Origin of the sequence: Vibrio anguillarum (assembly GCF_003390515.1) — a bacterium.
GTDB lineage: Bacteria > Pseudomonadota > Gammaproteobacteria > Enterobacterales > Vibrionaceae > Vibrio > Vibrio anguillarum.
Genome location: NZ_CP031479.1, coordinates 1153592 through 1178545 on the forward strand (window position 1 = coordinate 1153592; position 24954 = coordinate 1178545).

Below are 24954 nucleotides of genomic sequence, written 5' to 3' on the forward strand. Positions count from 1 at the left end.
AATTTTATTCACTCTGTGAAATTAATGGTATTGTTAACAATGTCATTATAAAACATGGAGTTATATTAATTGATTGGCAGTGTTTACACCCTCCCGCATTGTGATCGGTCTATTGTTTTGAAACAAAATTTCGTTACTAACTAGAAAGTTTGAGTGGCATCAAGATATATTTAGAGGCGAAAAATATAATGCGATATGTGGTTACATTTTCATTGGGTGCTAACATTTAGGCTACGGGGGTGTGCCGTTAGAACCCAAACAATTCTAATAACTTAATCAGGAGCATAAACATGTTTAAAAACCTTTTTGCAAACCTGCAGAAAGTTGGTAAGGCTCTGATGCTTCCAGTATCAGTTTTACCAGTTGCGGGTATTTTGCTTGGTGTGGGTGCAGCGAACTTTAGCTGGCTACCGGAAGTTGTTTCACATTTAATGGAACAAGCTGGTGGTTCGGTTTTTGGTCAAATGGCACTACTCTTTGCAGTAGGTGTAGCATTAGGCTTCACGAATAACGATGGTGTTTCAGGCCTGTCAGCAATTGTTGGCTATGGCATCATGGTTGCGACGCTAAAAGTAATGGCAGTCGTAATGGGTGTTGATAACATCGAGACAGGCGTTCTTGGTGGTATCCTTGCAGGTGGTGTTGCTGCTTGGGCATTCAATCGTTTTTACAAAATTCAACTTCCTGAATATCTTGGCTTCTTCGCGGGTAAACGTGCAGTACCAATCATTACGGGTTTCCTTGCGATTGCTCTAGGTATTGTTTTATCTATCATTTGGCCTCCTGTAGGTTCAGCTATCGCAACATTCTCTGATTGGGCTGCTAACCAAAACCCAGTAACCGCATTTGGTATATACGGTGTTGTTGAGCGTTCATTGATTCCATTTGGTCTTCACCACATCTGGAACGTGCCTTTCTTCTATGAAGCAGGTACATGTACCAACAATGCAGGTACTACCGTTCACGGTATCATGACTTGTTTCTTGACTGCTGATGATGCGTCTCGCGCTGCAGGTAACGGTTTCGGTCAACTAGCGGGTGGCTACCTATTCAAAATGTTCGGTCTTCCAGCTGCAGCAATTGCAATTGCACACAGTGCTAAACCAGAAAACCGCGCCAAAGTAATGGGTATCATGGCGTCAGCTGCATTGACTTCATTCCTAACGGGTATTACAGAACCTATTGAGTTCTCGTTCCTATTCATCGCTCCAGTACTTTATGTTGTTCATGCTTTGCTAGCTGGTCTTGCTTATGTATTGACTAACGCTCTAGGTGTTGTTCACGGTCACACGTTCTCGAACGGTTTCATTGACTTTGTTGTTCAATCTCCTCGTGCTGAAAACATGTTGCTATTGGTTGGTCTAGGTATTGCTTATGCAGTTCTATACTATGTCGTGTTTACTTTCGTTATCCGTACGATGAACCTGAAAACTCCAGGTCGTGAAGATGAATCTGAAGAAGCTTCTTCTGCTACAGGCAGTGAGTTAGCTGGTGAACTTGTTGCAGCCTTTGGTGGTAAAGAAAACATCACTAACCTAGATGCATGTATTACTCGTCTACGTGTTTCTGTTGCTAAAACAGAAGCAGTAAACCAAGAGAAATTGAAACAGCTTGGTGCTGCGGGTGTTGTTGTTGTATCGGGTGGCGTTCAAGCTATCTTTGGTACTAAGTCTGACAACCTTAAAACTGAAATGGATGAGTGGATCCGTAACCACGGTTAATTCATATCTTTTCATTCCCCTATAAAAAAGGAGGCGAAAGCCTCCTTTTCTTTTGCCGCTAACTCGTTCATCAGCCATCCCCTATTTTTATAAGTTGATCATTGCCATCTCATTTATTATTGCGGCGATAAGACGGATCTCACACTTGGCTTGTTGACTTAATTCTCTTTTATCTCAAACGATAATCAAGTAAGGGCTATTTCGCTCTATTCCTTTATTCACATGTTTAATTTTGCTGTGGTTTGGGTGGCATGAATAGGTTTGGCTTCAAGAGGCAGGTGTAGCGGTTGTCGACAGGCATAAAAAAAGCCGATGATGACATCGGCTTTTAGAATCAACAGGATTATTGTTTGTTCATGGCTTTTTTAATGCAGATGGCGGCGCCACCCCACGTAATGCCCAAACCAATAATCATCATAATAATTGCACTTGTCGTCATTAGTTGCACTCCTTGCGGCTTGTTGCATTGATTGTTACGCCTATAGCGAATAGTAACCCGATCATGACCCATCCTAGGGTGAGGTCATAACCACCGTAACCTTCTGTGAATAGAGCGTTCAGTTTTGTGGCGACAATAATGGCCAAAATTACAGGTGAGATAAAGCGCAGACAAATATCAAACCACACGCCAATATTGAAATCGGAAATGCTGTTCACGTATTTGCGTACGTCAGAAATCTTAAATAGCCATGCCATGAGCGTAAGTTCCACTAGACAGCTCGCCATAATGCCCACGTTGTTTGCGAAGTGGTCGACAAGGTCGAGTAGCAACAGGCCACCGTTGGTCGCAAAGGCCATTGAAACCAAAAACCCTACACTGATAACTACATTAGCGGCCTTTTTACGGCTCCATTTTAGCTTATCGATGACGGCTGAGGTGACGGCTTCAATGATTGATATGTGTGAGCTTAGGCCTGCAACAACAAGTGCAAAGAAGAAGATTGGCCCAAGAATATAGGGCGCTGGCAATAGGTTGATAGCCGCTGGCAACGTAACGAATGCAAGCCCAACGCCCGCAGACACGACTTCTGTCAACGGTTTGCCTTGTTCATGAGCCATGTAGCCAAGAACAGAGAAAATCATAATCCCCGCCAGAATTGAGAAACCACAGTTGATCAATACTGTCATGAAGGCGTTATTCGTTATGTCTGATTTCTCAGGAAGGTAGCTGGAATACGCCAGCATGATGGCAAAACCAATACTTAGGGTGAAGAAAATCTGTCCATAAGCAGCAGCCCAAACCTTCACATCCCAGATCTTGTCAAAGTCAGGCTCAAACATGTAGTTCACACCATCTAATGCACCTGGTAGGAAAATCATGCGGCCAATCAAAAGCAGTACCATGATAAACAGTATTGGCATCATGATTTTTGAAGCGCGTTCGATTCCAGACTTCACTCCACCGACGATAGCAGCATAAGTAATGGCCCATGCAATCAGCATTGCAATGGCGATTTTCCATTGAATACTACCGAGATTTGTCGGTGAATTATCGCCTAGTGCTAAATAGTTGCTAAAGAAGAAAGCATTAGTATCGGTTCCCCAACTTTGTGTAAACGACATACCAAAGTAGGAAATAGCCCAGCCAATAACGGCCACATAATACACAGCAATAATAGCGGCAACCCCTACTTGGAACCAACCTAACCATTCAAATTTTGCGTGAATTTTAGCCAGTGTGGCTGGTGCTGAACCGCGATGCTTTTGACCCATACTGAACTCTAGGATCATAAACGGTATACCCGCTGTGATCATGGCGAAAAGGTAAGGGATGAAGAATGCACCACCCCCATTCTCATAAGCCATATAAGGGAAACGCCATATGTTTCCAAGACCGATAGCCGAACCTACGGCAGCCAGAATGAACCCTGCACGGGATCCCCATTGTTCTCGCTTCATTGTTTACTCCTTTACGACTTCCCTGAGGTATGAAGCTTCTCTTCGGCTGCGGAGCCAGTGTTGGAGTGATGAATACTATCGGTACACTAAATAGACCGTGAATATTTGCGCCATCATCCATGAACTGGCAAAAAGTTAGTGTTATATGTTGTCAGCTTTCAGAGAACTCAGAATATTGTTCTTAATAGTTCGATGTGTGTTTGCTGTATCTGAAATAATCAGCTACGCATGGGTTCGAGACTACAGACTAATCTAAGTTAAGGCAATAGATTGTAAATGTTATTCTCTGGTTTTTTGATGGTGTATTAGTTGTTAATTAATTGGGATTTAGGTGGAATGAACGTCATTTTTTAATAAGAATGGAATTTATAACTTCGTTGTCTAAAAAATATAAATGATAAAACTATTTTTTGTCGAAGAGTGTATGACTGAAAAACATACACTCACTAGTGAATCACACCACAATTTTATCTTGGTTTAAAAACGAACTGTTAGGCCGATATTAGCCGAAAATTGATTGATCCAATCAGATTTAAAACGAATCGCGCACGTTTCTGAAGAGGGCAGTGTGCAGGTTGCTGAAGTTTCGTTGTCAACAGAGGTACCTAACCAACGCACTTGGCTATTCAGCGCAATGTTATCGGTAAAGGCATACTCAAAACCCCCAAACAAGCTTGAAGAAAAACCATATTTATCTTTAGCCCAGTCAACATCCGTATAAGAACCACCGATACCTAGGCCTATATAAGCGGTCAATTGTTGGCTTGTCGGATAATAAATGCTGCTTTGAAAGTGGAGATAATGGATGTTGGTATCCGCGTTAATGGTTTCAACAGAGGTGTTTTGAGTGGCATAAAACAGACCAATTCGGCCTTTTTCGTAATCAGTTTCTATAGCGAGGCCATAACCAGAGGAAGCTTTTAAATCGTATTCATTGCTGGCTTGATCCTCGACTTCGCCCCCAACGATATACCCAAAAAAGGGAGAGACGATGACTTGCGCTTGTGCATAGTGAGCAGATAAAGCTCCGATGATAAGAATGATTTTATTATATTGATGCATAATTATTAACCTAAGCCACTTTTTAACGATTAGGTTATTGTGATGGTAACTACATAATTGTGCACGAAAAATCAACGATTCTTGAAGATACTTCACACTGATGTTATTACTTTGTTATCTGATAGGAGGTGGCTATGGAACTTGATCTAAAATATGCATTAGTGATTACTGCAACGGTCTTTACTATTCTCGTCGGTTTTGGTTTGATCGCTATCAGCCATTAATCAACGAGGGTTCTGCTGATGAACACTAGTGGAACTATCTCTGATAAAGAGACGAGAGCGGATTTAGATCGGCTCTCGAAGTACATTGGAGGAAAAAATGCATTGGTTACCCAAGGTGGTGGCCAAAGAGGTATTTTTACCGCAGGTGTGTTAGATGCGTTCCTTCTTTCCAATTTTGACCCCTTTGATGAATTTTATGGCACCTCTGCAGGTGCATTGAATTTGTGCGCTTACCTATGCCGTCAACATGGGTTAGGTAAGGCTTTTATTTTAGAACTCACCACGGATGCTAATTTTTTTAATCTATTTAGCTACGTTCGGCGTAAGCAGTTCATGAACTTGGATTGGGCCTTAGATCGCATATCGGAATTTCCTTATCGGTTGGATGTCGATATGGGAGCCCAAGTCCTTGCGAAAAGAAAAGCTTATGCTGCTGTTACCTCAGCACACTCACTCCACGACCATTATTTCCCGATATTAGAAAGTAACTGGCGAGAGGTGTTGATTGCCACCTGTGCGATTCCCCGCTTATATCCGCATGAAGTCAAGCTGGGTGATGACCTATATATTGATGGTGGAGTATCGGCATCAATTCCAGTTCAGGAAGCATGGCGTAGAGGTGCCCGTTTTGTTGCGGTAATCCGCACTGAATGCCCTGATGCCGACGCGGTAGAGAGTGGGTTACCGATGAAGCCGTTGCCTTCTGCTAAGCCTTACAACGAGGCTCATTGGTTACATGAACCTTTGCAAAATATTCAAGGTCAGTGGCGACAAAAATTGTCTTACTGGAAGCAAGAGTGGAGTGGTCTTCTCCATCAACAAATAGAACGTTCTAAGCTACAAAAACGTGAGCAAATGAATTTGGAGCTACTTAATGGTGGACGCTGGTTATTTGGCGCTGATGATATTTATCGCTTGAGTCATTTAATTGGTGACAAGTTTGATTCGGGGTTAGCGGATATGTTAATGGTGCATTACCAAACTTATTCTCTTACTCAAGAATTTTTGCGTGCGCCGCCGGATGATGTTTACATCCTACAGATTGTGCCCAGCGAACCATTGAGGTCAAGATCTCTCTTAAGCAGTCAAGAAGATCTGCTTTATGATTATGAGCTGGGACTGACGGCGGGTTATCGCTTTATCGACCAATTTAACCAAGCGCAGTCGGCATATCAGTCCCGTATTGCCTCATCGGATTATTTTCCCCGCGACCATTAAGTCAACGGGGAGCACGGGTTATTCAAGGACCGGCAGGATACGCATGCAGTTGGTTGACCCTTCGACATCCATAATGTCACCTTGAGTGATGATCACTAAGTCACCGAACTCTAACAATTTTTTCTCCTTAAGCGTATTGAGAGCTGCAACGGCCACATCAAAACCAGTGTCTGCTTTGGTATCAAAATAGACGGGTGTGACTCCCCGATATAGAGCGCAGCGGTTTAAACTTCGTTCATTGGGCGACATAGCAAAGATAGGCAGTACAGAATTTAAGCGTGAGGTCATAAGCGCTGTTCTTCCTGATTCGGTCAGAGTCACCATGGCTTTGATTCCTTCCATGTGATTGGCCGCATAGATAGTGGACATCGCAATGGTCTCTTCAGCAGTCACAAACGAAGTATCGATTCGGTAATTTTGTTGGCTAGCTTCGATCATTTTTTCCGCGCCGACACACACTTCGGCCATCGAACGAACCGTTTCTACTGGGTATTTACCAGCAGCAGTTTCACCTGAAAGCATCACCGCATCGGTTCCGTCAAGCACCGCATTGGCAACATCCATTACCTCCGCGCGGGTTGGCATTGGGTTCTCGATCATTGACTCCATCATTTGTGTTGCGGTGATCACTACTCTATTGAGTGCCTTGGCGCGGCGGATCAGCTTTTTCTGCACACCAACCAGCTCAGGATCACCAATTTCTACCCCCAAATCACCACGAGCGACCATGATCACATCAGAGGCCATAATGATGTCATCAATATTGTGATCACTGGCCACGGTTTCTGCCCGTTCCACTTTCGCCACGAGCTTGGCCTCAAGGCCTGCATCACGAGCGAGGCGGCGAGCGTATTTCATATCTTCGCCATTGCGAGGAAATGAAATGGCTAGATATTCAACCTGTATTTCGGCGGCGAGTAGTATGTCTCGTTTGTCTTTTTCGGTCAGCGCTTCCGCCGATAAACCGCCACCCTTTTTGTTGATGCCTTTGTTATTTGAAAGTGGACCACCGACGGTGACTATGGTGTGTATTTTAGCACCATCGACTGCTGTGACGAGTAGTTGTACTCGTCCGTCGTCCAATAGCAGCAAATCATCCTGCTGCACATCTTGTGGTAGTTTTTTGTAGTCAATGCCAACCGAATCTTGGTCACCTTGCCCTGGGGGGAGCTCTGCATCAAGAACAAATCGGTCACCTTCATCTAAGTAGACTTTTCCTTCTTTAAATGTGGAGACCCTAATTTTTGGTCCTTGTAAATCACCAAGTAAAGCAACATGGCGACCCAACTTAGCAGCGATAGCTCTTACTCGTTGCGCTCGCAGTTTATGGTCCTCGGAGCTACCATGTGAAAAATTCATGCGCACAACATTTGCGCCAGCTTTGATAATCGCCTCTAATATCTCGCCTTTGTCTGTTGATGGGCCTAAAGTAGTCACGATTTTTGTTCTTCTTAACACAGCGGTCATTGTGTTCTCCTGATGGGGCGGGAATCTAGATTGAGTATATGCAAGATCTGGCGAAAGAAAGGGGATAAGAGTGAAATTTATCGACAGGTGTCAGATGATTTTTGTCACAAAAAAAGAGGAGTTTCATATTTTTTGAATGTAAACAAATGGCAGTTTATTGGCTAAATACACGAAGATCTAGGTATATCCGTGATGCTTGTCACGGCAATATACTAAAGCGCTTCACAATTACTTCGCAAAGTAAAAAAATTGGCATGTTATTGATTTCTGGAGCTCCCAATGTATATGGCGCAACCAGGCCATATTGATCATATCAAACAGGTCAATGCTGGTCGTGTATATAAACTCATTGACCAAAAAGGTCCCATTTCTCGCATCGATTTATCGAAGGAGAGTGAGCTTGCTCCGGCAAGTATTACCAAAATTACTCGTGAGTTAATTGAAGCTCATTTAATCCATGAAACGACAGTACAAGAAGCGATCAGCCGTGGCCGCCCAGCCGTTGGTTTACAAACCAATAATGAGGGATGGCAATTTTTATCCATGCGTTTAGGGCGTGGTTACCTAATTATTGCCCTGCATGAGTTGGGTGGTGAAGTGTTGATCGACACCAAAATTGAGATCCATGAGCTAGACCAAGATGACGTGCTCGCTAGGTTGCTTTACGAAATTGAAGAATTTTTTCAAACCTACTCGTCGCAATTGGATCGAGTGACGAGTATCGCAATTACCTTGCCCGGTTTAGTGAATTCAGAGCAAGGGATTGTACTGCAGATGCCTCATTACAATGTGGAAAATCTGGCTCTTGGTCCTGAAATTTATAAGGCGACGGGCCTACCTGTATTTGTGGCGAATGATACCCGAGCTTGGGCACTGGCTGAAAAGTTGTTTGGCCATTCGCAAGGCAATGAAAATTCAGTTCTTATCTCTATTCACCACGGTTTAGGGGCCGGCATTATCCTTGATGGCAGGGTGCTGCAAGGTCGGCACGGGAATATCGGTGAGTTAGGTCATATCCAAATTGATCCGCACGGTAAACGTTGCCATTGTGGCAATATTGGCTGTTTGGAGACAGTCGCCAGTTCGCAAGCAATTCGTGAAGAAGTGGCGCTGCGTATTGCAAACGGTGAGGTTTCATCATTGACTGAGCACAGTGAAATCACCATCGAAGATATCTGTGAAGCCGCAGCAGAGGGTGACCCATTAGCGGTGGATGTGATAGAGAAACTAGGGCGTTATTTAGGGGCCGCAATCGCAATTGTGATCAACCTGTTTAACCCAGAAAAAATTCTTATCGGTGGTGTTATTAACCAAGCTAAGAACGTGTTATACCCTGCATTGCAAAAATGCATCGAAGAGCAGAGCTTACCTGTCTATCATCAAGATCTCGAATTAGTGGAATCACGTTTTTATAAACAGGCAACCATGCCCGGTGCGGCTTTGATTAAACAAGCTCTCTATGATGGACTTTTGCTGATGAAAGTTGTCGAAGGTTAATTTTTTCGCGGTTAGATCATTTATATTTTTTACAATTAACCCATATGGCTATACTGTTATGTGAGTTCACTATAATTTTCGGGATTTCGTATGTCAGGTGTTTTAAATACGGTTGACCAGCGCACCAATCTTGTCGGAGAGAATCGACTAGAGTTGCTTTTATTCAGCTTAAATAGCCGGCAAATTTTTGCGATCAATGTATTTAAGGTGAGGGAAGTGATCAAAGTTCCTCAGTTAACGAAATTGCCCGGTTCTCATCATAATATTACGGGTGTAGCCTCATTGAGGGGAGTGCCAGTTCCTGTCATTGATTTGCGCAGTGCGATCGGTTTTCCTCCATCTCGCTTGGATAGCCAAGAACAGAACCTCATCATCACTGAGTACAATCGAACTATTCAAGGTTTTTTGGTTGGGCAAGTTCGCAATATTATCAATACCGCATGGACTGAAATTCAGCCACCACCGCGTTTAGCTGGCCGTTCTAATTACCTTACCGCTATCACCCATGTTAAAGAGGTCAACAGTAGCCATATTGTTGAAATCATTGATGTTGAAAAAGTGTTAGCTGAGATTATTGATTATGATGTTTCTATCTCAGAAGGCGTTCTTGACCATGATTTGGTTGCGGAGATGGTCGGGCGAAAAATTCTGATTGTGGATGATTCTTCAACGGCTCGTAACCAAATAAAAGGGACGCTCTCACAGCTTGGTTTGGAAATTGTCGAATGCAGAGATGGCTTAGAAGCATTGAATCTTCTGAAGTCGTGGAGCGATGAAGGAAGAGATGTAACGAGTGAGCTTTTACTGATGATCACCGATGCTGAAATGCCAGAAATGGACGGTTATAAACTGACTTCCGAGATCCGTAATGATCCGAGAATGAAATCACTATTTATTACGTTAAACACGTCACTCAGTGGCAGCTTTAATGAAGCCATGGTACAAAAAGTGGGTTGTGATCGTTTTATCTCTAAATTCCAACCCGATTTATTAGTACAAGTGGCACAAGACCGATTACGTGATGTGCTTTCGTAAGACTTTTTAGCCATCATTACAATAAAGTCGTCTCTAATGTGCCGATGTGCCGACATGAAATAGTGATTTTTACCTCAAACGACAATGCCTTGCTGATGAGGCAAGGCATTGAAAGATTAAGAAAAAGCTAAGCCATTACTCTTTCGGTTGTGCATCGATACATTGACCATTCACGGCTTGGCTTTCCGGCGCCATTAAATAGAGATAAAGCGGCATGATATCTTTAGGCGTTTTCAACAGCTCCACATCTTCAGCGGGATAAGCTTTGGCGCGCATGCCTGTGCGCGTGCCACCGGGATTAATTGCATTCACTCGAATTGATGTGTTGCTTAGCTCATCAGCTAGCACTTGCATCATCCCTTCTGTGGCGAATTTTGACATAGCATAAGTGCCCCAAAAAGCACGACCATGGCCTACGGTTGAAGACGTAAATACAATCCGCGCATCTGGAGATTTGTGCAGCAATGGCAGCGCCGCTTGGCTGAGTAAGAATTGCGCTTTGACGTTGACCTGCATGACATCGTCATAAGAATCTTCACCGATCTGATCAAACGGGCTGATCACACCCAAAAGCCCCGCGTTATGTAGCACACCATCTAAGCGACCAAACTGCTCTGCAATGGTATCGATCATATCGAGGTAATGTTGCTTGGTGGCTCCTTTCATGTCCAGCGGAACAATCGCAGGTGTTGCGTAGCCAGCGTTTTCTATCTCATCATAAGTTTGTTCTAACTTTTTCACCGTGCGGCCGAGCAAAATGACGGTTGCGCCGTGGGCTGCATAGCTGATGGCGGCTTGTTTACCGATACCGTCGCCAGCACCTGTAACTAAAATGACTCTATCTTTGAGGGCATCTGCAGAAACTGAATAATCCACCTTGTGCTTCCTTATTGTTATGATTTGCTTTAAGTCTTCGTGACAAGGTGGTTACAATACACCAAATCAAAACCTATGAGGATTAGGACGTTGGAATTTTTATTGGACTACGGCCTATTTTTGGCCAAGATTGCGACAATCGTCGTCGCTCTTGTTGTGCTATTGATCATTGTGAAATCGGTGGGCGGAAAAAACAGCGCGCAGAAAGGCGAGCTGGAAGTAGTGAATTTAACCGAGCGTCATAAAGAAATGGTCGAGCAAATGGAACACCATCTGCACGATGATGCTTTCTTGAAGGCTCGCGATAAAGCAGAAAAGAAAAGCGAAAAAGAGAAAAACAAAGCACGTGACAAAGCGATCAAAAAAGCGGCCAAAGAGGGAGCGCTAGATACCAAACGTGAACCGCATCTCTTTGTCTTGGATTTCAACGGCAGTATTGATGCCAAAGAAGTGAGTTCGCTACGCGAGGAAGTGACCGCCATTCTCGCCGTTGCTCGTCAAGGTGATGAAGTGTTGCTGCGTTTAGAGACTGGCGGTGGCATGGTGCATGGTTATGGTTTGGCTTCTTCGCAGCTCGATCGCATTAAAGCGGCTGGGTTACCCCTAACTATCGCAGTTGATAAAGTGGCCGCCAGCGGTGGTTATATGATGGCGTGTATTGCTGATAAAATTGTGGCCGCTCCTTTTGCGATTGTCGGTTCCATTGGCGTTATCGCGCAACTACCTAACTTTAATAAACTGCTTAAAAAACATGATATTGAATTTGAACAGTTGACCGCAGGTGAATACAAACGCACGCTGACTATGTTTGGTGAAAACAGTGATAAAGCGCGCGATAAGTTCAAGCAAGAACTCGAAGAGACTCACGAACTGTTTAAAGATTTTATCCGCGAGCATCGTCCAGCGCTTGACCTTGAGAAAGTGGCCACTGGTGAACACTGGTTTGGGACTCAAGCTCAAGAGCTCGGTTTAGTTGATGAGATCAAAACTTCTGACGACTTAGTGGTTGCTGCGTGTAAAGATAAAACGGTACTGGCAATCCATTATGTGCAGAAGAAAAAACTGACTGATAAATTGGCTGGTGTTGCGGGCGAAGCGGCTGATAGTGTGTTGCTGAAATTGATCAGTCGCGGTCAACGGCCAATCGTTTAGGTTAGGTGCGTCTTTCTCGAAGCAGGCAGATTATTTTTCGGAGAGTATTAAGCGGAGAAGTACGTTACTTCTCCGTTTTTTTTGATCTCAGCCATTCACCGATGGCGAGTATCAACCCGGCCAACATGCCTGCTAAATGCGCTTCGATAGCAACGCGTGCATTAATAAGCTCACTGGTGTTACTTGAAGCGCCGAAAATTTGCTCCCAGACAACTTTGACAATAACACCAACCACCAACAGCCAACTGCTGCGACGCCCTTGCAGTGCTTCTTGCAGCGCCAAATAGGCAAACATTCCATGGAGCGCGCCTGAAAGGCCGACATAGACTTGCATACGGCTCAAAAAAAGGCTAACGCCTACCATCAGGCTGGTTGCCAGAAGGCTGATTAACCATTTTTTACTGCTCGGTTGAAACACAAAATGGATAATCCACAGCCCTGCGAGGTTCATACCAAGGTGTGTAAAGTTGGTGTGTGTGAAATTTCCTGTTAGGATCCGCCACCATTGGCCCGCTTCAATGGCAGGCCGATTCCACGCACTGAGGGCGGCCAGCTGCGGCCATTGCAACCCCAAGCAGACCAAGCTGATAGCAAGTAGTGCAAAATAACGATTTTTTTGATGGTTTATGTTTAGTAAGCAAAGGCGAAAGTAATTCACGTTATGTCTCGATACTGTTCTCAATGTGGTAAAGCGCGAAAAGCCTGCATCTGTTCTTTGATCGTACCGCTTTCCTCGTCGGTCGAGCTTATCATTCTTCAACATCCGACAGAAGAACATCGCCCAATGGGCACAGCCCGAATTCTCGATTTATCTTTAGCGAATTGCAGGCGCTTTGTTGCCGAAGATTTTAGCCGGCACACTCAGCTGAATGAGTGCTTAGCTGAGCCGGATGTGCTCAACTATGTACTTTACCCGCATGAGACTGCGCAGCCCGTGTCGGCTATGAATATCAATGCTGATACCAGAAAAGTACGAGTTATTTTACTCGATGGTACTTGGAAGAAAGCGTATAAAATGTGGCAACTCTCGAGCAATTTACATTCGCTACCGTGTTTGCACTTGCCGACCGATCTCAAAGGCAATTATCGCATTCGCAAGGCACCGAGTGAAAACAGCTTATCAACTGTTGAAGCTGGTTTTCATATCTTGTCATTGCTTGAGCCTCGGCAAAATTTTCAACCGCTCCTTGATGCTTTTGATGCGATGGTTGCCTTTCAAATTAGCCAAATGCCAGCTGGGGTTTTTAAGCAAAACTATATCAGCGAGTAACCGCTATATCAGTGAGTAATGATGGCAGAAGCTATCACTCAACCAGCCATTAATAGTGATTATGAGCTGAGAACAGTTGTTGATGGAGCCTTTGCGCATAGCCATCGGTCATAGCCGAAATATAGTCACAGATAACGCGCATACCATCGTTTTCATTGGTTTGGGCTTGCCACTTACCGCGCGTTGTTTCTGGCAGTAAGCGTTCAGGATCGGCGCTTAGCGCTTCAAACAGATCCATGATGATCTGCTGGCCTTTGTATTCAAAACGCTGCACTTGCGGAATTTGAATCACATATTGGCTCACAAATGATTTCAGTACTTCCAGCGCAGCGGCCATATTGGGTTCTAAATAGGCGTTGAAGGCGAGTAATTCATTCTCAAAATGCGCATCAACGGCTTGAATATGAATGCTAGTCAGTAGCGCATTAACAATCCCGCCAATCGCATCTTTACGACGATAATGTTTGCCTGCAAACAGCATTTCACTGATGGAAGCGATGTGTTTTTCAAACCACGCATCGCCGCATTCGGCCAGTTTCGAGGCTGCGGCCTCTTGCCACTGTTGGCGAGTCACCATGCCAAGCACGATGGCATCTTCTAAATCGTGCACGCCGTAGGCAATGTCATCGGCCAGCTCCATGATGGAGCAATCGAGTGATTTAAAGCGAGTCTTGTGATGTTGATAAGGCGTTGCGGGCTGACCACGCATTTGACTGAGTAGGGCTTTATCTTGCGCAGAGAGCGGCTCCGTTACCCAAGAAAAAATCGCGTGATCGCAATCGTATATTCCCTTAGCGGGCGACCACTCTTTGGCTTTCAACTGACGCTGGTGAGCGACTGCATGGGGTTGCTGTACAGCGCGAGTTTGACTTAGCAGCGCAGGGTATTTTAATAAGCCCAGCACAGTGCGGCGCGACAGGTTCATACCATGGTGTTCGGTGTAAGGCTCTAAGCTGGTCACAATTCGAAAGGTTTGCGCGTTGCCTTCAAAGCCGCCGTGAACGCGCATCATATAATTGAGCGCCACTTCGCCGCCATGACCATAAGGAGGGTGACCGATATCATGCGCTAGGCATAAGGAATCGATCAAACTATCCGAAGGCAGCAAATCACGAAACTCTGGTTGCTTGAGTTTAATTTGCGCCACTATTCCAGTGCCGAGTTGCGCGGCTTCTAAGGAGTGAGTGAGGCGAGTGCGATGGAAATCATTCAAGCTAGTGCCATGTACTTGAGTTTTGGCTTGCAAGCGACGAAATGCTGCCGAGTGAAGAATACGTGCCCGATCGCGTTGGAAAGGGCTGCGGTGATCATCGCGGCGGATTTTATGCTCATCATCTTGGCGTTCAAGCCATTTGGGGTCAATGGATATATCCATGCCATCTCCTGCAGTACATTTATGTTTTTCAAACACTTAACAAGTAACTTAGCGTGAGTTAGCTGATCTCGTCCAGCGTTAATTCGAAACTAGGGGCAAAGGTATTGAGAAAATACTCCATCTCAGGTGTATGGCGATCTCGTAAGGTGACGTCTAAACGTTTTTTGGCCAGCGCATATTCGTGGTTGCCCGCGCTGAGTTCTTCTAAGCATTTGAGATAGGCGCAGAGTGAATCTGCCTGTTTGACTATCGCCACATCTTCAGGGTGCGCGGCGTCTGAAACGAGATATGGAGCAAAGTCCTCACGCAGCTCTTCAGGCAACATCGAGAGCAGTTTTTGTTCGGCGGCGGCTTCTATCTTTTTGTATTCTTTCGCAATATCGGGGTTGTAGTATTTAACTGGTGTCGGAAGATCGCCCGTCAACACTTCACTGGTATCGTGGTACATACCTAAAATCGCAATCCGTTCAGGGTTGACCTTGCCGCCAAATTTTTTGTTTTTGATTACGGCTAAAGCGTGAGCGACAAATGCCACTTGTAGGCTGTGTTCAGAGATATTTTCACTGGAGATCGATCGCATTAAAGGCCAGCGTTGAATTAACTTCATTCGGGCTAAGTGAGCAAAAAAGTGACTCTCTTTCATTGCAATAAACATCCTTGCTGTGTCGGGGGCCAAGAGAAAAATTGGCGATTCAAAGAAAACGGGCGCACTTTCAGTATCGAAAAGTGCGCCCGTTTAGCATATGGAAGTTTACGCCAGAATGCTACTGACTGTAGGTCGATAAGAAACGTTCGAAGCGGCCAATGGCAATTTCCAAATCTTCAATATGCGGTAAGGTGACAATGCGGAAGTGGTCCGGTTTTGGCCAGTTAAAGCCCGTTCCTTGAACCAATAGCACTTTCTCTTGTTTTAAGAAGTCGAGCACCATTTTTTGGTCATCTTTAATGCTGTACATTTTCGTGTCGATTTTCGGGAACAGATACATGGCTCCTTTAGGTTTGACACATGAGACGCCGGGGATCTGGTTGATCAATTCCCACGCGCGGTCGCGCTGTTCGAGCAGTCGGCCGCCGGGTAAAATCAGCTCATTGATACTTTGATAGCCACCTAATGCGGTTTGAATCGCATGCTGCATGGGCACGTTGGCACACAAACGCATTGAGGCAAGCATTTCCAAACCAGCCACATAACCTTTGGCGATGTGTTTTGGCCCGGTAAGGAACATCCAACCACCACGGAACCCGCACACACGGTACGCTTTTGACAGGCCGTTAAAAGTGACCATTAAAACGTCATCAGCCAGTGTTGAAATGGGCGTATGGGTTGCACCATCGTATAAGATTTTGTCGTAGATTTCGTCGGCGAAAATGATCAATTTATGCTTGCGGGCAATCTCAACAATTTCCAGCAGGAAATCACGGCTATAGACAGCACCTGTTGGGTTGTTGGGGTTGATCAACACAATACCGCGTGTTTTGGGCGTGATTTTACTGTTGATGTCGTTGAGATCAGGATACCAATCGGCTTCTTCATCACACAAGTAATGCACAGCAGTGCCGCCCGAGAGGGCGACCGAAGCGGTCCATAATGGATAATCAGGAGCAGGGACAAGCATTTCATCGCCATTATTAAGCAGCGCTTGCATCGCCATCACGATAAGCTCTGAAGCACCATTACCGATGTAAACATCTTCTACATCTAGGCTACGCAGCCCTTTTTTCTGGTAGTGCTGCACCACGGCTTTGCGCGCGGAATAGATCCCCTTTGAGTCGCAATAGCCTTGTGAAGTAGGCAGATTACGGATCACATCAACTAGGATTTCATCTGGGGCGTCAAAGCCAAATGGGGCGGGGTTACCAATGTTTAACTTCAGTATTTTATGCCCCTCTTCCTCCATGCGTTTAGCATGTTTGAGTACAGGACCCCTAATGTCATAGCAGACATTGTCGAGTTTTGACGACATCCCGATATTTTGCATTGTATAATTCCTGAAAAATAAATAATTTCTTTATTAAACTACACTAAATTGATGTTTGATAGAATAAAAATCTGCCACTGTGCGCTTTTAGGATACAGATGAGGATGCCCGTTATCACAGGAATCTGCAAAAGATAACTCGTAACCTTGATTTCGTTTCCCTCTCTAAATAGAGTAGCCGTCAGTAGAGCCCGTGTCTCAATGTTTTCGAGGTCGATTTGTCGCATTTTCATCAAGCTATTGCTCGGTTAATCGAGCAAATAAACGACGCGAAGGATGATGACGTTCGTTTTGTACAAATACTGCAAGAAGCTCCCCCTTTCGCGCCAATTGATTGGCTTGAAGCGCAACCCATTTTCCCTAAATTTTATTGGCAGTCACGTGATACGCGCGAAGAAGTAGTGGCATTAGGTCAGCTGTATACTTTTTCTGAGGCTGAACCTGCCTACGCTATTCTTGGTCAGGAGCAGCGAGTTTGGGGTGGACGTTCTTTTGATGGGCATACGGACAAAAATCGCCGTTGTCTATCCTCATTTTTCTTTTTACCGCAAATTGAGCTGATTTGCTGTGATGGTCAATGGTCATTGGCGGCGAATATTACCGCTGAACGCCAACGAACCTTGGTCGCACTGCATAAACTGCAACTTGAAGTTAGTCCGTTACGTGGTATGACGTCACATATAAAACAGGTCACCCATCAACCTAATGAGGTGAAGTGGCAGCAGTTGGTCAATCAAGTGCTTGAGGGGATTGGTCATCAAGCGTTTAAGAAAGTGGTGCTCGCGCGGCAAACGACACTCAGTTTAGATAAGCCGTTAAGCGCGGCGCAGTTGCTTAAGGCAAGTGCGGCGCACAATCATCACAGTTTTCATTTTTTATTAGCATTTGATCAAAAACACAGCTTTATGGGGTCGACACCTGAGCGTTTGTACGCTCGTCAAGGGCAGACTTTGTATACCGAAGCGCTGGCGGGAACTATAGGTCGGGGAGAAAATGCGAGCCAAGACATGGAGTTATCTCATTGGCTTACTCAAGACAGTAAAAATCTTAATGAAAATCAATATGTAGTGGATGACATTATTGAACGGTTAACGCCTTATTCTGAAAGGGTTGATGTTGAACAGGACGTCCGTTTAGTGCGTTTGCGCAAAGTGCAACATTTAAAACGGGGTATCCATGCGCAGCTGAAAAAGGGTGTGAATGGTGTACAACTGCTGAACGCGTTACAACCGACCGCAGCCGTGGCTGGCCTGCCGCGTAAAGCGGCGATGGATTTTATTCAGGCTAATGAGCCTTTTGCACGTGGTTGGTATGCTGGCTCAGTCGGTTATTTTAGCCATCAACAAGCGGAGTTTTGTGTGGCGATTCGCAGCGCTTTGCTGGTGGACAATCAGGTCCAACTGTTTGCCGGAGCGGGCATTGTTCCAGGTTCAGTTGCAGAGCATGAATGGCAAGAGTTAGACAAAAAAATGGCAACCTTACTGAGTTTGATCAGCGACCATTTTCCTCTAGGAGTGGCGTCATGAAGCATGACCAAGCGGTGCTGAACCGAATTTGGAGCCAAACGCTACTTGAGGAGCTTACTCGACTTGGGGTGCAAGAGATCTGTATTGCACCAGGTTCACGCTCGACACCCTTGACCTTAGAGGCGGCCGCCAATCACAAGCTTTCAATCCATACTCACTTTGATGAGCGTGGGCTGGGCTTTCTTGCTTTAGGTCTTGCTAAGGCGAGCCAAAAACCAGTTGCGGTGATTGTCACTTCTGGCACGGCGGCGGCTAATTTACTGCCAGCGATTGCTGAGTCACACCTCACGGGTGAAAAACTCGTTGTACTCACGGCTGACCGGCCCGTTGAGCTCGTGGGATGCGGTGCGAATCAAGCAATCAATCAAGTAGGTATTTACTCATCACATGTCACGCAGGCGGTGAATCTACCCAGTCCATCGACGACTATCCCATTGACTTGGTTGTTAACCACAGTGGATGAGGCTATGGCCAACCAAGATTATATGGGTGGTGCAATACATATTAACTGTCCCTTTCCCGAACCACTTTATGCCGAACATGATGTAGATCTTTACGCGGACTATTTAGCTGTGATTGAAGCGTGGCGTCAGCGTGAGCAAGCATTCAGCTCTCGCCAGTACCAAACCGAAACCAAAACGTTAGATGATGGTGCATGGCTGAGTAAAAAAGGGCTGGTGATTCTTGGGTCGTTGACGTTAGCTGAAGCGAAGAAGGCCAAGCACTTTGCCAACAAACTTGGCTGGCCAGTTTTATGTGATCCACAATCAGGCGTGAGCAGCGAATGGGCGCATTTTGATTTGTGGTTACAAAATGCGCGAGCACGTGAGTTGCTTAGTGAAAGTGAGGTGGTGATCCAATTCGGTTCACGGCTGGTCTCAAAACGGCTTACTCAATGGCTAGCTAGCCATGCTCACATTGGTAACGTGCAGTATATTTATGTCTCACCCCAAATGGCACGTAATAATCAAAGCCATCTGATGCAACAGCAGTTTGTCACTGATATTGCGTGCTGGGTCGATCGGCATATTGGTAAATTAACGGCTTTAGGTGCGGCGCAAGCGGGTTGGTCGGATCGAATAAAAACTGTGGCGCAAGAGATTGCCCAACTGGCTAAATTGCATTTGAACGGTGACTCTTCTATTACAGAGATTGGTTTAGCGCTCGATATGGCCGAGCGTAGCGAAGGGGCCGAGCTATTTATCGGCAACAGTTTGTTCGTTCGTTTAGCCGATATGTTTGCTCAAATTGAGGGACGTTCGGTTTACTCCAATCGAGGCGCTTCGGGCATTGATGGCTTAGTGGCAACTGCCGCAGGAGTACAGCGAGCCAATCATAATCCAATGTTGGTATTTATGGGTGACACGTCATTGCTGTATGATCTGAATTCTCTAGCTCTGCTTAGCCAAGTCAGCACGCCTCTGGTGCTGGTGGTGGTGAATAATGATGGTGGCGCTATTTTTGATCTATTACCCGTTCCCAAAACGCACAAAACCGCCTTGTACCAAATGCCTCATGGCTACCAATTTGAACACGCCGCACGGCAGTTTCGTTTAGGTTATGCTTGTCCGCAAACCTTATCTGCTTATCAAAGCTTGGTCCGTGAACATTTACAGCAGGGTACTGGCACCTTATTGGTTGAAGTGACCACGCCGTCTGGGCAAGCCGGTGAGCAAATCACACAATTTACCCAGCAAGTTTATGCTTTGTAGTCGTTTTTATTGCAGCACCACCACAGGTTCGACGTCGGTCGAGCCTGTGGTGGTTTTTCTACATGGTTTACTAGGCAGTGGGCGAGATTGGTCGAAAACGGCGGTTTTTCTTTCGCCATACTCGCAATTATGGATTGATCTTCCCGGCCATGGCGGTAGTCAGTCTCTCTTATGTGATGATTTTGATGAGTGCTGCGATCACATTTCTGCAACCGTGCTTAAGCAGCTTGGCGAAAAAACACCTATCGTATTGGTGGGCTATTCACTTGGTGGAAGGCTGGCAATGTATGGCGTGGCGATGCAGCGTTTTTCGGCGTTGAATATTCAAGGTTTGATCGTTGAGGGTGGCAACTTCGGCTTGCAGAGTTCTTTTGAACGTGAACAACGATTGAAAAATGATCACCATTGGGTACATCGTTTCCAAACTGAGCAGATTGAGCGAGTTTTGGTCGATTGGTATCATCAACCCGTTTTTTCTTCATTAAATCATGAGCAAAGACAAACTTTAGTCACTCAACGCAGTGCTAATCTTGGGGTGGCAGTGGCTCACATGCTACTTTCGACTTCATTGGCAAAGCAGCCTTATCTGCTCGCACAACTTGAGCAAGTCGCATTGCCAATTGTCTATGTTTGTGGGGAGAAGGACAGTAAGTTTGTTCATCTGGCACAGCAAAGTGGCTTCGAATATCGGCAAGTGCGGGCTGCAGGGCATAATGTCCATCATGAGCAGCCCGAAGTATTTGCTCATCTTATTCAAGAATTTATCAGCCAATGCTAACGCGTTGGTTCAAAAACAATAATTAATAGAACAATGGAAAGCACCATGGCTAAAACAGTCGGTATTACTGAACAAGAATTGTATGCACCAGTCATCTGGAGTGACTGCAGCGCCGAATATGAAGATATTCACTATCACAAATCGCAAGATGGCATTGCCAAAATTACGATTGCCCGCCCTCAGGTGCGTAATGCCTTTCGCCCACAAACGGTTAAAGAGATGATCAGTGCGCTGGCCGATGCGCGTTATGATGAGCAAGTTGGCGTGATCATTCTAACTGGTCTTGGTGAAGCGGCATTTTGCTCTGGTGGCGATCAAAAAATTCGTGGCGACTACGGCGGCTATCGTGATGAGTCCGGTACGCATCATCTCAATGTGCTCGATTTCCAACGCCAAATTCGTACCTGTCCGAAACCTGTAATTGCGGCGGTGGCTGGTTGGGCTGTCGGTGGTGGCCATGTGCTGCATATGATGTGCGATTTAACTATAGCGGCAGAAAATGCCCAGTTTGGTCAAACAGGACCCAAAGTGGGTTCATTCGATGGTGGATGGGGTGCGTCTTACATGGCCCGTATCGTTGGGCAGAAAAAAGCGCGTGAAATTTGGTTCCTTTGCCGTTTTTATGATGCTCAAGAAGCGTTGGACATGGGGCTGGTCAACACGGTTGTGCCAGTAGCTGATTTAGAAAAAGAGACGGTTCGCTGGTGTCGTGAAGTATTGCAGCATAGCCCTATGGCGCTGCGCTGTTTGAAAGCAGCGCTCAACGCAGATTGTGACGGCCAAGCAGGTTTGCAAGAACTGGCGGGTAACGCAACCATGATGTTCTATATGACAGAAGAGGGGCAAGAAGGGCGCAATGCCTTCAATGAAAAACGCCGCCCTGATTTCAATAAATTCCCTCGTAATCCTTAAGCGTAAAATCGGCTCAAGTCATCCAATTTTCCGTGATGATTTGGGCTAGTGGTCTCAATGAACAAAGTCGAATATCGAACAAAAGGTTGAAATTATGCGCAGCGCAACACTGTATCGCTACTGTTTACCGATGGATAGCGGCGTTATTCTCCGCAATCAGAAGCTGGTAGAACGTGAAGGTCTGATTATTGAATTACAAGATGATCACGGTTCAGCGTTGGGTGAAGTTGCCCCATTACCCGGTTTCAGTTTAGAGTCACTTGAGCAAGCACAGCAGCAGTTAATAACGCAGCTTCAGCTTTGGGTTAGTGGTGAGCTTATTACCTATGATGATCTTTTTCCTTCTGTTGCCTTTGGTTTGTCGATGGCGGAGTTAGAGCTGGATGGTGGGTTGCCTCAAGCCGGACACTATCACGCAGCACCTTTGTGCTCGGGAGACCCTGATGAACTGATCCCGCTTCTGAATGCGCTACCGGGCGATCATAGAGTTGCGAAGATTAAAGTTGGGCTGTACGAAGCGATTCGCGATGGGATGATCGTAAATCTGTTTTTAGAATCCATGCCTGATTTGCAATTGCGTCTTGATGCTAACCAAGCTTGGACACCTGCTAAAGCTGAAAAATTTGCCCAATATGTCTCTCCTTCGCTGCGTCAACGCATTGCGTTTTTGGAAGAGCCGTGTCCATCTCCCAGTGACAGCTTGGCTTTTGCTATCAATACGGGCATTGCGATTGCGTGGGATGAAACCTTACAGCAAGCCGTTCGCCGTGCAGATTTTCAGCTAGAAGATCTGACGGGAGCGAAAGCCATTGTGATTAAACCGACCTTGATTGGGTCGGTACAGCGCTGTATCACTTTGATTGAAAAAGCTAAAACATTAGGCATTCAAGCCGTTATTAGCTCTAGCATCGAATCGAGCTTAGGGCTTTGCCAATTAGCTCGTTTTGCGCAGTGGCAACTGCCTAATGAAATTCCGGGGCTAGATACGATTAGTTTGTTTAAAGCACAACTCGAAAGCGCATGGCCCAACAGCGCATTGCCGATACAAACGCTCGCGCAGCAAACGGTGGTTTGGCAATCTCAATGCGAGTAGGCGTTTCCTTTTGCCAAAAGCCGTGGCAACAACATGCTTTGTATACGCCGCACGCGATCGCATTGCGTACGGCGAATCAAACCTACACTTGGCAGCAGTTAGCGAACCGTATTGACGCTTATGCTTTTGCAATGCAGCAACAAGGTTTGCAGAACCAAGATGTGCTGACGTTAGTGGGTAAGAACAGCCTTGAGTTAGTGTTAATCTACCTTGCGTCGTTAAAACTTGGCGTGATCTGCGCCATCACCATGCCACAACCTGTGATGCTGCTGAAACAGAAACTCAGTACCTTATACGGAGAGAATAAACCACATTGGTTATGGTTAGGTGAAGGAGCTAGGCTCAAGGAGAATGAGCTAACTTCATTGCTCGCTGAGGCTAACATCCAGCTTTTTACTCATGAACATATTACTAACGAACATGTTTCGCCGCCCACGAGCGCTATGGTAAACAAGGCTGAGACACAGTTTGCCTCAATCATCTTTACTTCTGGCTCTACTGGGGTTCCTAAAGCCGTTATTCATACTTTTCAGCAGCATTGGTCGTCAGCCAGTGGTTTACTTGAGGTATTTTCATTTAGTTGCCATGATACGTGGCTGCTGAGTTTACCGATGTATCATGTGTCTGGGTTAGCCATTATTTATCGCTGGCTAGTAGCTGGTGCTTGCTTAAAAGTCGGCAGCGGCGATCTCACCCAAGATATAATTCATGTTACGCATGCTTCATTGGTTGCTACTCAATTGAAGCGTTTATTAGACAGTAAAACACCGCTCGCATTAACGCACGTGCTGCTTGGCGGAGGCCATATCCCAAACCATCTCGCCCAGCAGGCGGCAAAGCATGGCATTGAAACTTGGGTGGGTTATGGCATGACGGAAGCGGCTTCCACTGTCACAGCAAAACGTGTTAACGCAAGCCAGAGTGTTGGCCACGTGCTACCTAAACGGCAAGTGAAGCTACAAGGTCAGCGCATTTTCATTGGCGGTGAAACCATATCCAGTGGCTATTACCAACAAGGCTTAATCACGCCTCTTATCGATGAACAAGGATGGTTCGACAGCCAAGATCTTGGCCATTGGCAGAATGATGAGCTGTTCATTATTGGCCGCGTTGATAACCAATTTATCTCTGGAGGCGAAAACATTCATTGTGAAGAGATTGAAGCGGTATTATCTCACCACCCCGACATTGCTTTAGCGATGGTGATCCCTGTGCATGATGATGAGTTTGGCGCGCGCAGCGTGGCTGTGCTGCAATGCCAAGCGATGCCTGAAAAAGCGGCGTTAGAGCAGTGGCTCAATGGCAAGCTTGAAAGATTCAAATATCCTCTCGATTATTTTTTAATACCAAACCACTTGAGCGAAACGGGTATTAAAATATCGCGCAAGACCTTAAAAACATGGCTCACCGAACATCAGCTGCGTTATCGACCACTCAATGAGCGATCACCATTTGATGGTCTGGTGCTGCCAATCCACAAAACAGACGGGCTTATCTAACATTTCCTTTTGCTGTAGTTGATAAAGTTGCTTAGCCACAAACTCCGGTTCAAAGAGCTTATCGCTAGCCACATTACGCTGAAATGGTTTAGAAAGCGGGGTGTCGGTGGTTCCCGGATGAAACAGAATAGTTTGTGTGTTGGGATGAGTGCGAGCTAGCTCTATCGCAAAACTTTTCGTCGCCATATTTAGCGCCGCTTTACTCATCCGATAGCTGTACCAGCCGCCACTGTAGTTATCCTCTAAGCTACCTATCCGCGCGCTAAAAACCGTAATTTTTGCAAAAGATTGACGATCAATAAGTGATGGTAAATATTGAAACCAACGCACTTGGCTCAAAACGTTACATTGTAAAAGCCATTGAAAGTAAGACTCGTCAAACCTTGAGATACGCTTTTCCGGTGTATAGGTGCCGTTGTGTAGTTGCCCATTAAAAAACACAATTTGATCAAACTTATGCCCGATGTCGGCCAATGTTTTGGCAATCAAGGCCGTTGATTCGATACTGTAGTCGGTTGGAAAATGTTCTCTTGAGGATTGGGCGAGATATTTTTGTCTTGAGACGGTAACGATTTCTGGCGCTAAAGTCTGCGCTTTGAGCTCCCTTATAAAAGCTTGGGCGATGGTGCTTGAGGCGCCAATAATGAGGTATTTCATTGT

Annotated in this window: 23 protein-coding genes; 13 read left to right on the forward strand and 10 right to left on the reverse strand. The window is 45.6% G+C overall.

The window, feature by feature from the left end:
- Positions 1–290 precede the first annotated feature (290 nt).
- Positions 291–1721, forward strand: a complete 1431-nt coding sequence (gene ptsG / locus DD616_RS09430) for a PTS glucose transporter subunit IIBC (RefSeq protein WP_013856413.1) — start codon at positions 291–293, stop codon at positions 1719–1721.
- Positions 1722–2064: 343 nt separating this feature from the next.
- Here the strand turns inward: ptsG and DD616_RS09435 are convergent, their stop codons facing one another.
- From DD616_RS09435 to DD616_RS09445, 3 genes are all read right to left on the reverse strand, one after another.
- A complete protein-coding gene (locus DD616_RS09435; protein WP_010319106.1) occupies positions 2065–2160 on the reverse strand; it encodes a MetS family NSS transporter small subunit in 96 nt (31 codons plus the stop codon).
- Positions 2160–3620, reverse strand: a complete 1461-nt coding sequence (locus DD616_RS09440; RefSeq protein ID WP_017045264.1) for a sodium-dependent transporter — start codon at positions 3618–3620, stop codon at positions 2160–2162. Before DD616_RS09440 ends, DD616_RS09435 begins: the two co-directional genes overlap by 1 nt.
- Positions 3621–4097: 477 nt before the next feature.
- Positions 4098–4778, reverse strand: coding sequence for an outer membrane beta-barrel protein (locus DD616_RS09445; RefSeq protein WP_017048553.1), 681 nt, complete (start codon positions 4776–4778; stop codon positions 4098–4100).
- Positions 4779–4816: 38 nt separating this feature from the next.
- On the opposite strand from DD616_RS09445, the gene cydH reads away from it, so the two are divergent.
- Complete coding sequence (cydH, locus tag DD616_RS09450; protein WP_094123948.1) at positions 4817–4906, forward strand: cytochrome bd-I oxidase subunit CydH; 90 nt, start codon at positions 4817–4819, stop codon at positions 4904–4906.
- A gap of 18 nt (positions 4907–4924) precedes the next feature.
- A complete protein-coding gene (locus DD616_RS09455; protein WP_019280909.1) occupies positions 4925–6124 on the forward strand; it encodes a patatin-like phospholipase family protein in 1200 nt (399 codons plus the stop codon).
- A gap of 18 nt (positions 6125–6142) precedes the next feature.
- Here the strand turns inward: DD616_RS09455 and pyk are convergent, their stop codons facing one another.
- On the reverse strand, positions 6143–7591 hold the full coding sequence (gene pyk, locus DD616_RS09460; protein ID WP_019280910.1) for a pyruvate kinase: 1449 nt from the start codon (positions 7589–7591) through the stop codon (positions 6143–6145).
- Positions 7592–7870: 279 nt separating this feature from the next.
- Here pyk and mlc point away from each other — a divergent pair, with 279 nt between their 5' ends.
- On the forward strand, positions 7871–9088 hold the full coding sequence (gene mlc / locus DD616_RS09465) for a sugar metabolism global transcriptional regulator Mlc (RefSeq protein WP_013856420.1): 1218 nt from the start codon (positions 7871–7873) through the stop codon (positions 9086–9088).
- Between the two features lie 90 nt (positions 9089–9178).
- Positions 9179–10123, forward strand: coding sequence for a chemotaxis protein CheV (locus DD616_RS09470; RefSeq protein WP_017048555.1), 945 nt, complete (start codon positions 9179–9181; stop codon positions 10121–10123).
- A gap of 135 nt (positions 10124–10258) precedes the next feature.
- Here DD616_RS09470 and DD616_RS09475 read toward each other — a convergent pair whose 3' ends face one another.
- Positions 10259–10999, reverse strand: a complete 741-nt coding sequence (locus tag DD616_RS09475; RefSeq protein ID WP_088732719.1) for a YciK family oxidoreductase — start codon at positions 10997–10999, stop codon at positions 10259–10261.
- A gap of 90 nt (positions 11000–11089) precedes the next feature.
- On the opposite strand from DD616_RS09475, the gene sohB reads away from it, so the two are divergent.
- Entirely contained in the window at positions 11090–12151 is a 1062-nt protein-coding gene (gene sohB / locus DD616_RS09480) for a protease SohB (protein ID WP_088732718.1), read from the forward strand.
- 64 nt (positions 12152–12215) lie between these two features.
- Here sohB and rrtA read toward each other — a convergent pair whose 3' ends face one another.
- Positions 12216–12809, reverse strand: coding sequence for a rhombosortase (gene rrtA / locus DD616_RS09485; protein ID WP_088732717.1), 594 nt, complete (start codon positions 12807–12809; stop codon positions 12216–12218).
- 3 nt (positions 12810–12812) lie between these two features.
- Between rrtA and DD616_RS09490 the strand changes: the two genes are divergently transcribed.
- Positions 12813–13421, forward strand: coding sequence for a tRNA-uridine aminocarboxypropyltransferase (locus DD616_RS09490; RefSeq protein WP_088732716.1), 609 nt, complete (start codon positions 12813–12815; stop codon positions 13419–13421).
- A gap of 49 nt (positions 13422–13470) precedes the next feature.
- Here the strand turns inward: DD616_RS09490 and DD616_RS09495 are convergent, their stop codons facing one another.
- The 3 genes from DD616_RS09495 to DD616_RS09505 all read right to left on the reverse strand — a co-directional run bounded on the left by DD616_RS09495 (position 13471) and on the right by DD616_RS09505 (position 16775).
- Positions 13471–14796: an anti-phage deoxyguanosine triphosphatase gene (locus tag DD616_RS09495; RefSeq protein WP_088732715.1), complete on the reverse strand. Its 1326-nt coding sequence runs from the start codon at positions 14794–14796 to the stop codon at positions 13471–13473.
- Positions 14797–14854: 58 nt separating this feature from the next.
- Positions 14855–15439, reverse strand: coding sequence for a 5'-deoxynucleotidase (gene yfbR, locus DD616_RS09500; protein WP_026028390.1), 585 nt, complete (start codon positions 15437–15439; stop codon positions 14855–14857).
- Positions 15440–15560: 121 nt separating this feature from the next.
- Positions 15561–16775 carry a pyridoxal phosphate-dependent aminotransferase gene (locus DD616_RS09505; protein WP_013856428.1) on the reverse strand — a complete coding sequence of 405 codons (1215 nt, stop codon included), beginning with the start codon at positions 16773–16775 and terminating at the stop codon, positions 15561–15563.
- 217 nt (positions 16776–16992) lie between these two features.
- Between DD616_RS09505 and DD616_RS09510 the strand changes: the two genes are divergently transcribed.
- The 6 genes from DD616_RS09510 (at position 16993) to menE (ending at position 24294) form a co-directional block, all read left to right on the forward strand.
- Complete coding sequence (locus DD616_RS09510) at positions 16993–18300, forward strand: isochorismate synthase (RefSeq protein WP_208872202.1); 1308 nt, start codon at positions 16993–16995, stop codon at positions 18298–18300.
- On the forward strand, positions 18297–20012 hold the full coding sequence (gene menD / locus DD616_RS09515; RefSeq protein ID WP_208872203.1) for a 2-succinyl-5-enolpyruvyl-6-hydroxy-3-cyclohexene-1-carboxylic-acid synthase: 1716 nt from the start codon (positions 18297–18299) through the stop codon (positions 20010–20012). Before DD616_RS09510 ends, menD begins: the two co-directional genes overlap by 4 nt.
- The gene (gene menH / locus DD616_RS09520) at positions 20002–20790 is read left to right on the forward strand and encodes a 2-succinyl-6-hydroxy-2,4-cyclohexadiene-1-carboxylate synthase (RefSeq protein WP_208872204.1); all 789 of its coding nucleotides are present in this window, start codon (positions 20002–20004) and stop codon (positions 20788–20790) included. Before menD ends, menH begins: the two co-directional genes overlap by 11 nt.
- A 45-nt stretch (positions 20791–20835) precedes the next feature.
- Positions 20836–21702: a 1,4-dihydroxy-2-naphthoyl-CoA synthase gene (gene menB / locus DD616_RS09525; protein WP_026027256.1), complete on the forward strand. Its 867-nt coding sequence runs from the start codon at positions 20836–20838 to the stop codon at positions 21700–21702.
- Positions 21703–21796: 94 nt separating this feature from the next.
- Entirely contained in the window at positions 21797–22795 is a 999-nt protein-coding gene (gene menC, locus DD616_RS09530; protein WP_129532634.1) for an o-succinylbenzoate synthase, read from the forward strand.
- Positions 22786–24294, forward strand: coding sequence for an o-succinylbenzoate--CoA ligase (menE, locus tag DD616_RS09535; RefSeq protein ID WP_208872316.1), 1509 nt, complete (start codon positions 22786–22788; stop codon positions 24292–24294). Before menC ends, menE begins: the two co-directional genes overlap by 10 nt.
- Here menE and DD616_RS09540 read toward each other — a convergent pair.
- Positions 24241–24951: an SDR family NAD(P)-dependent oxidoreductase gene (locus tag DD616_RS09540; RefSeq protein WP_208872205.1), complete on the reverse strand. Its 711-nt coding sequence runs from the start codon at positions 24949–24951 to the stop codon at positions 24241–24243. The two genes, menE and DD616_RS09540, sit on opposite strands and share 54 nt — an antisense overlap.
- Positions 24952–24954: the final 3 nt, after the last annotated feature.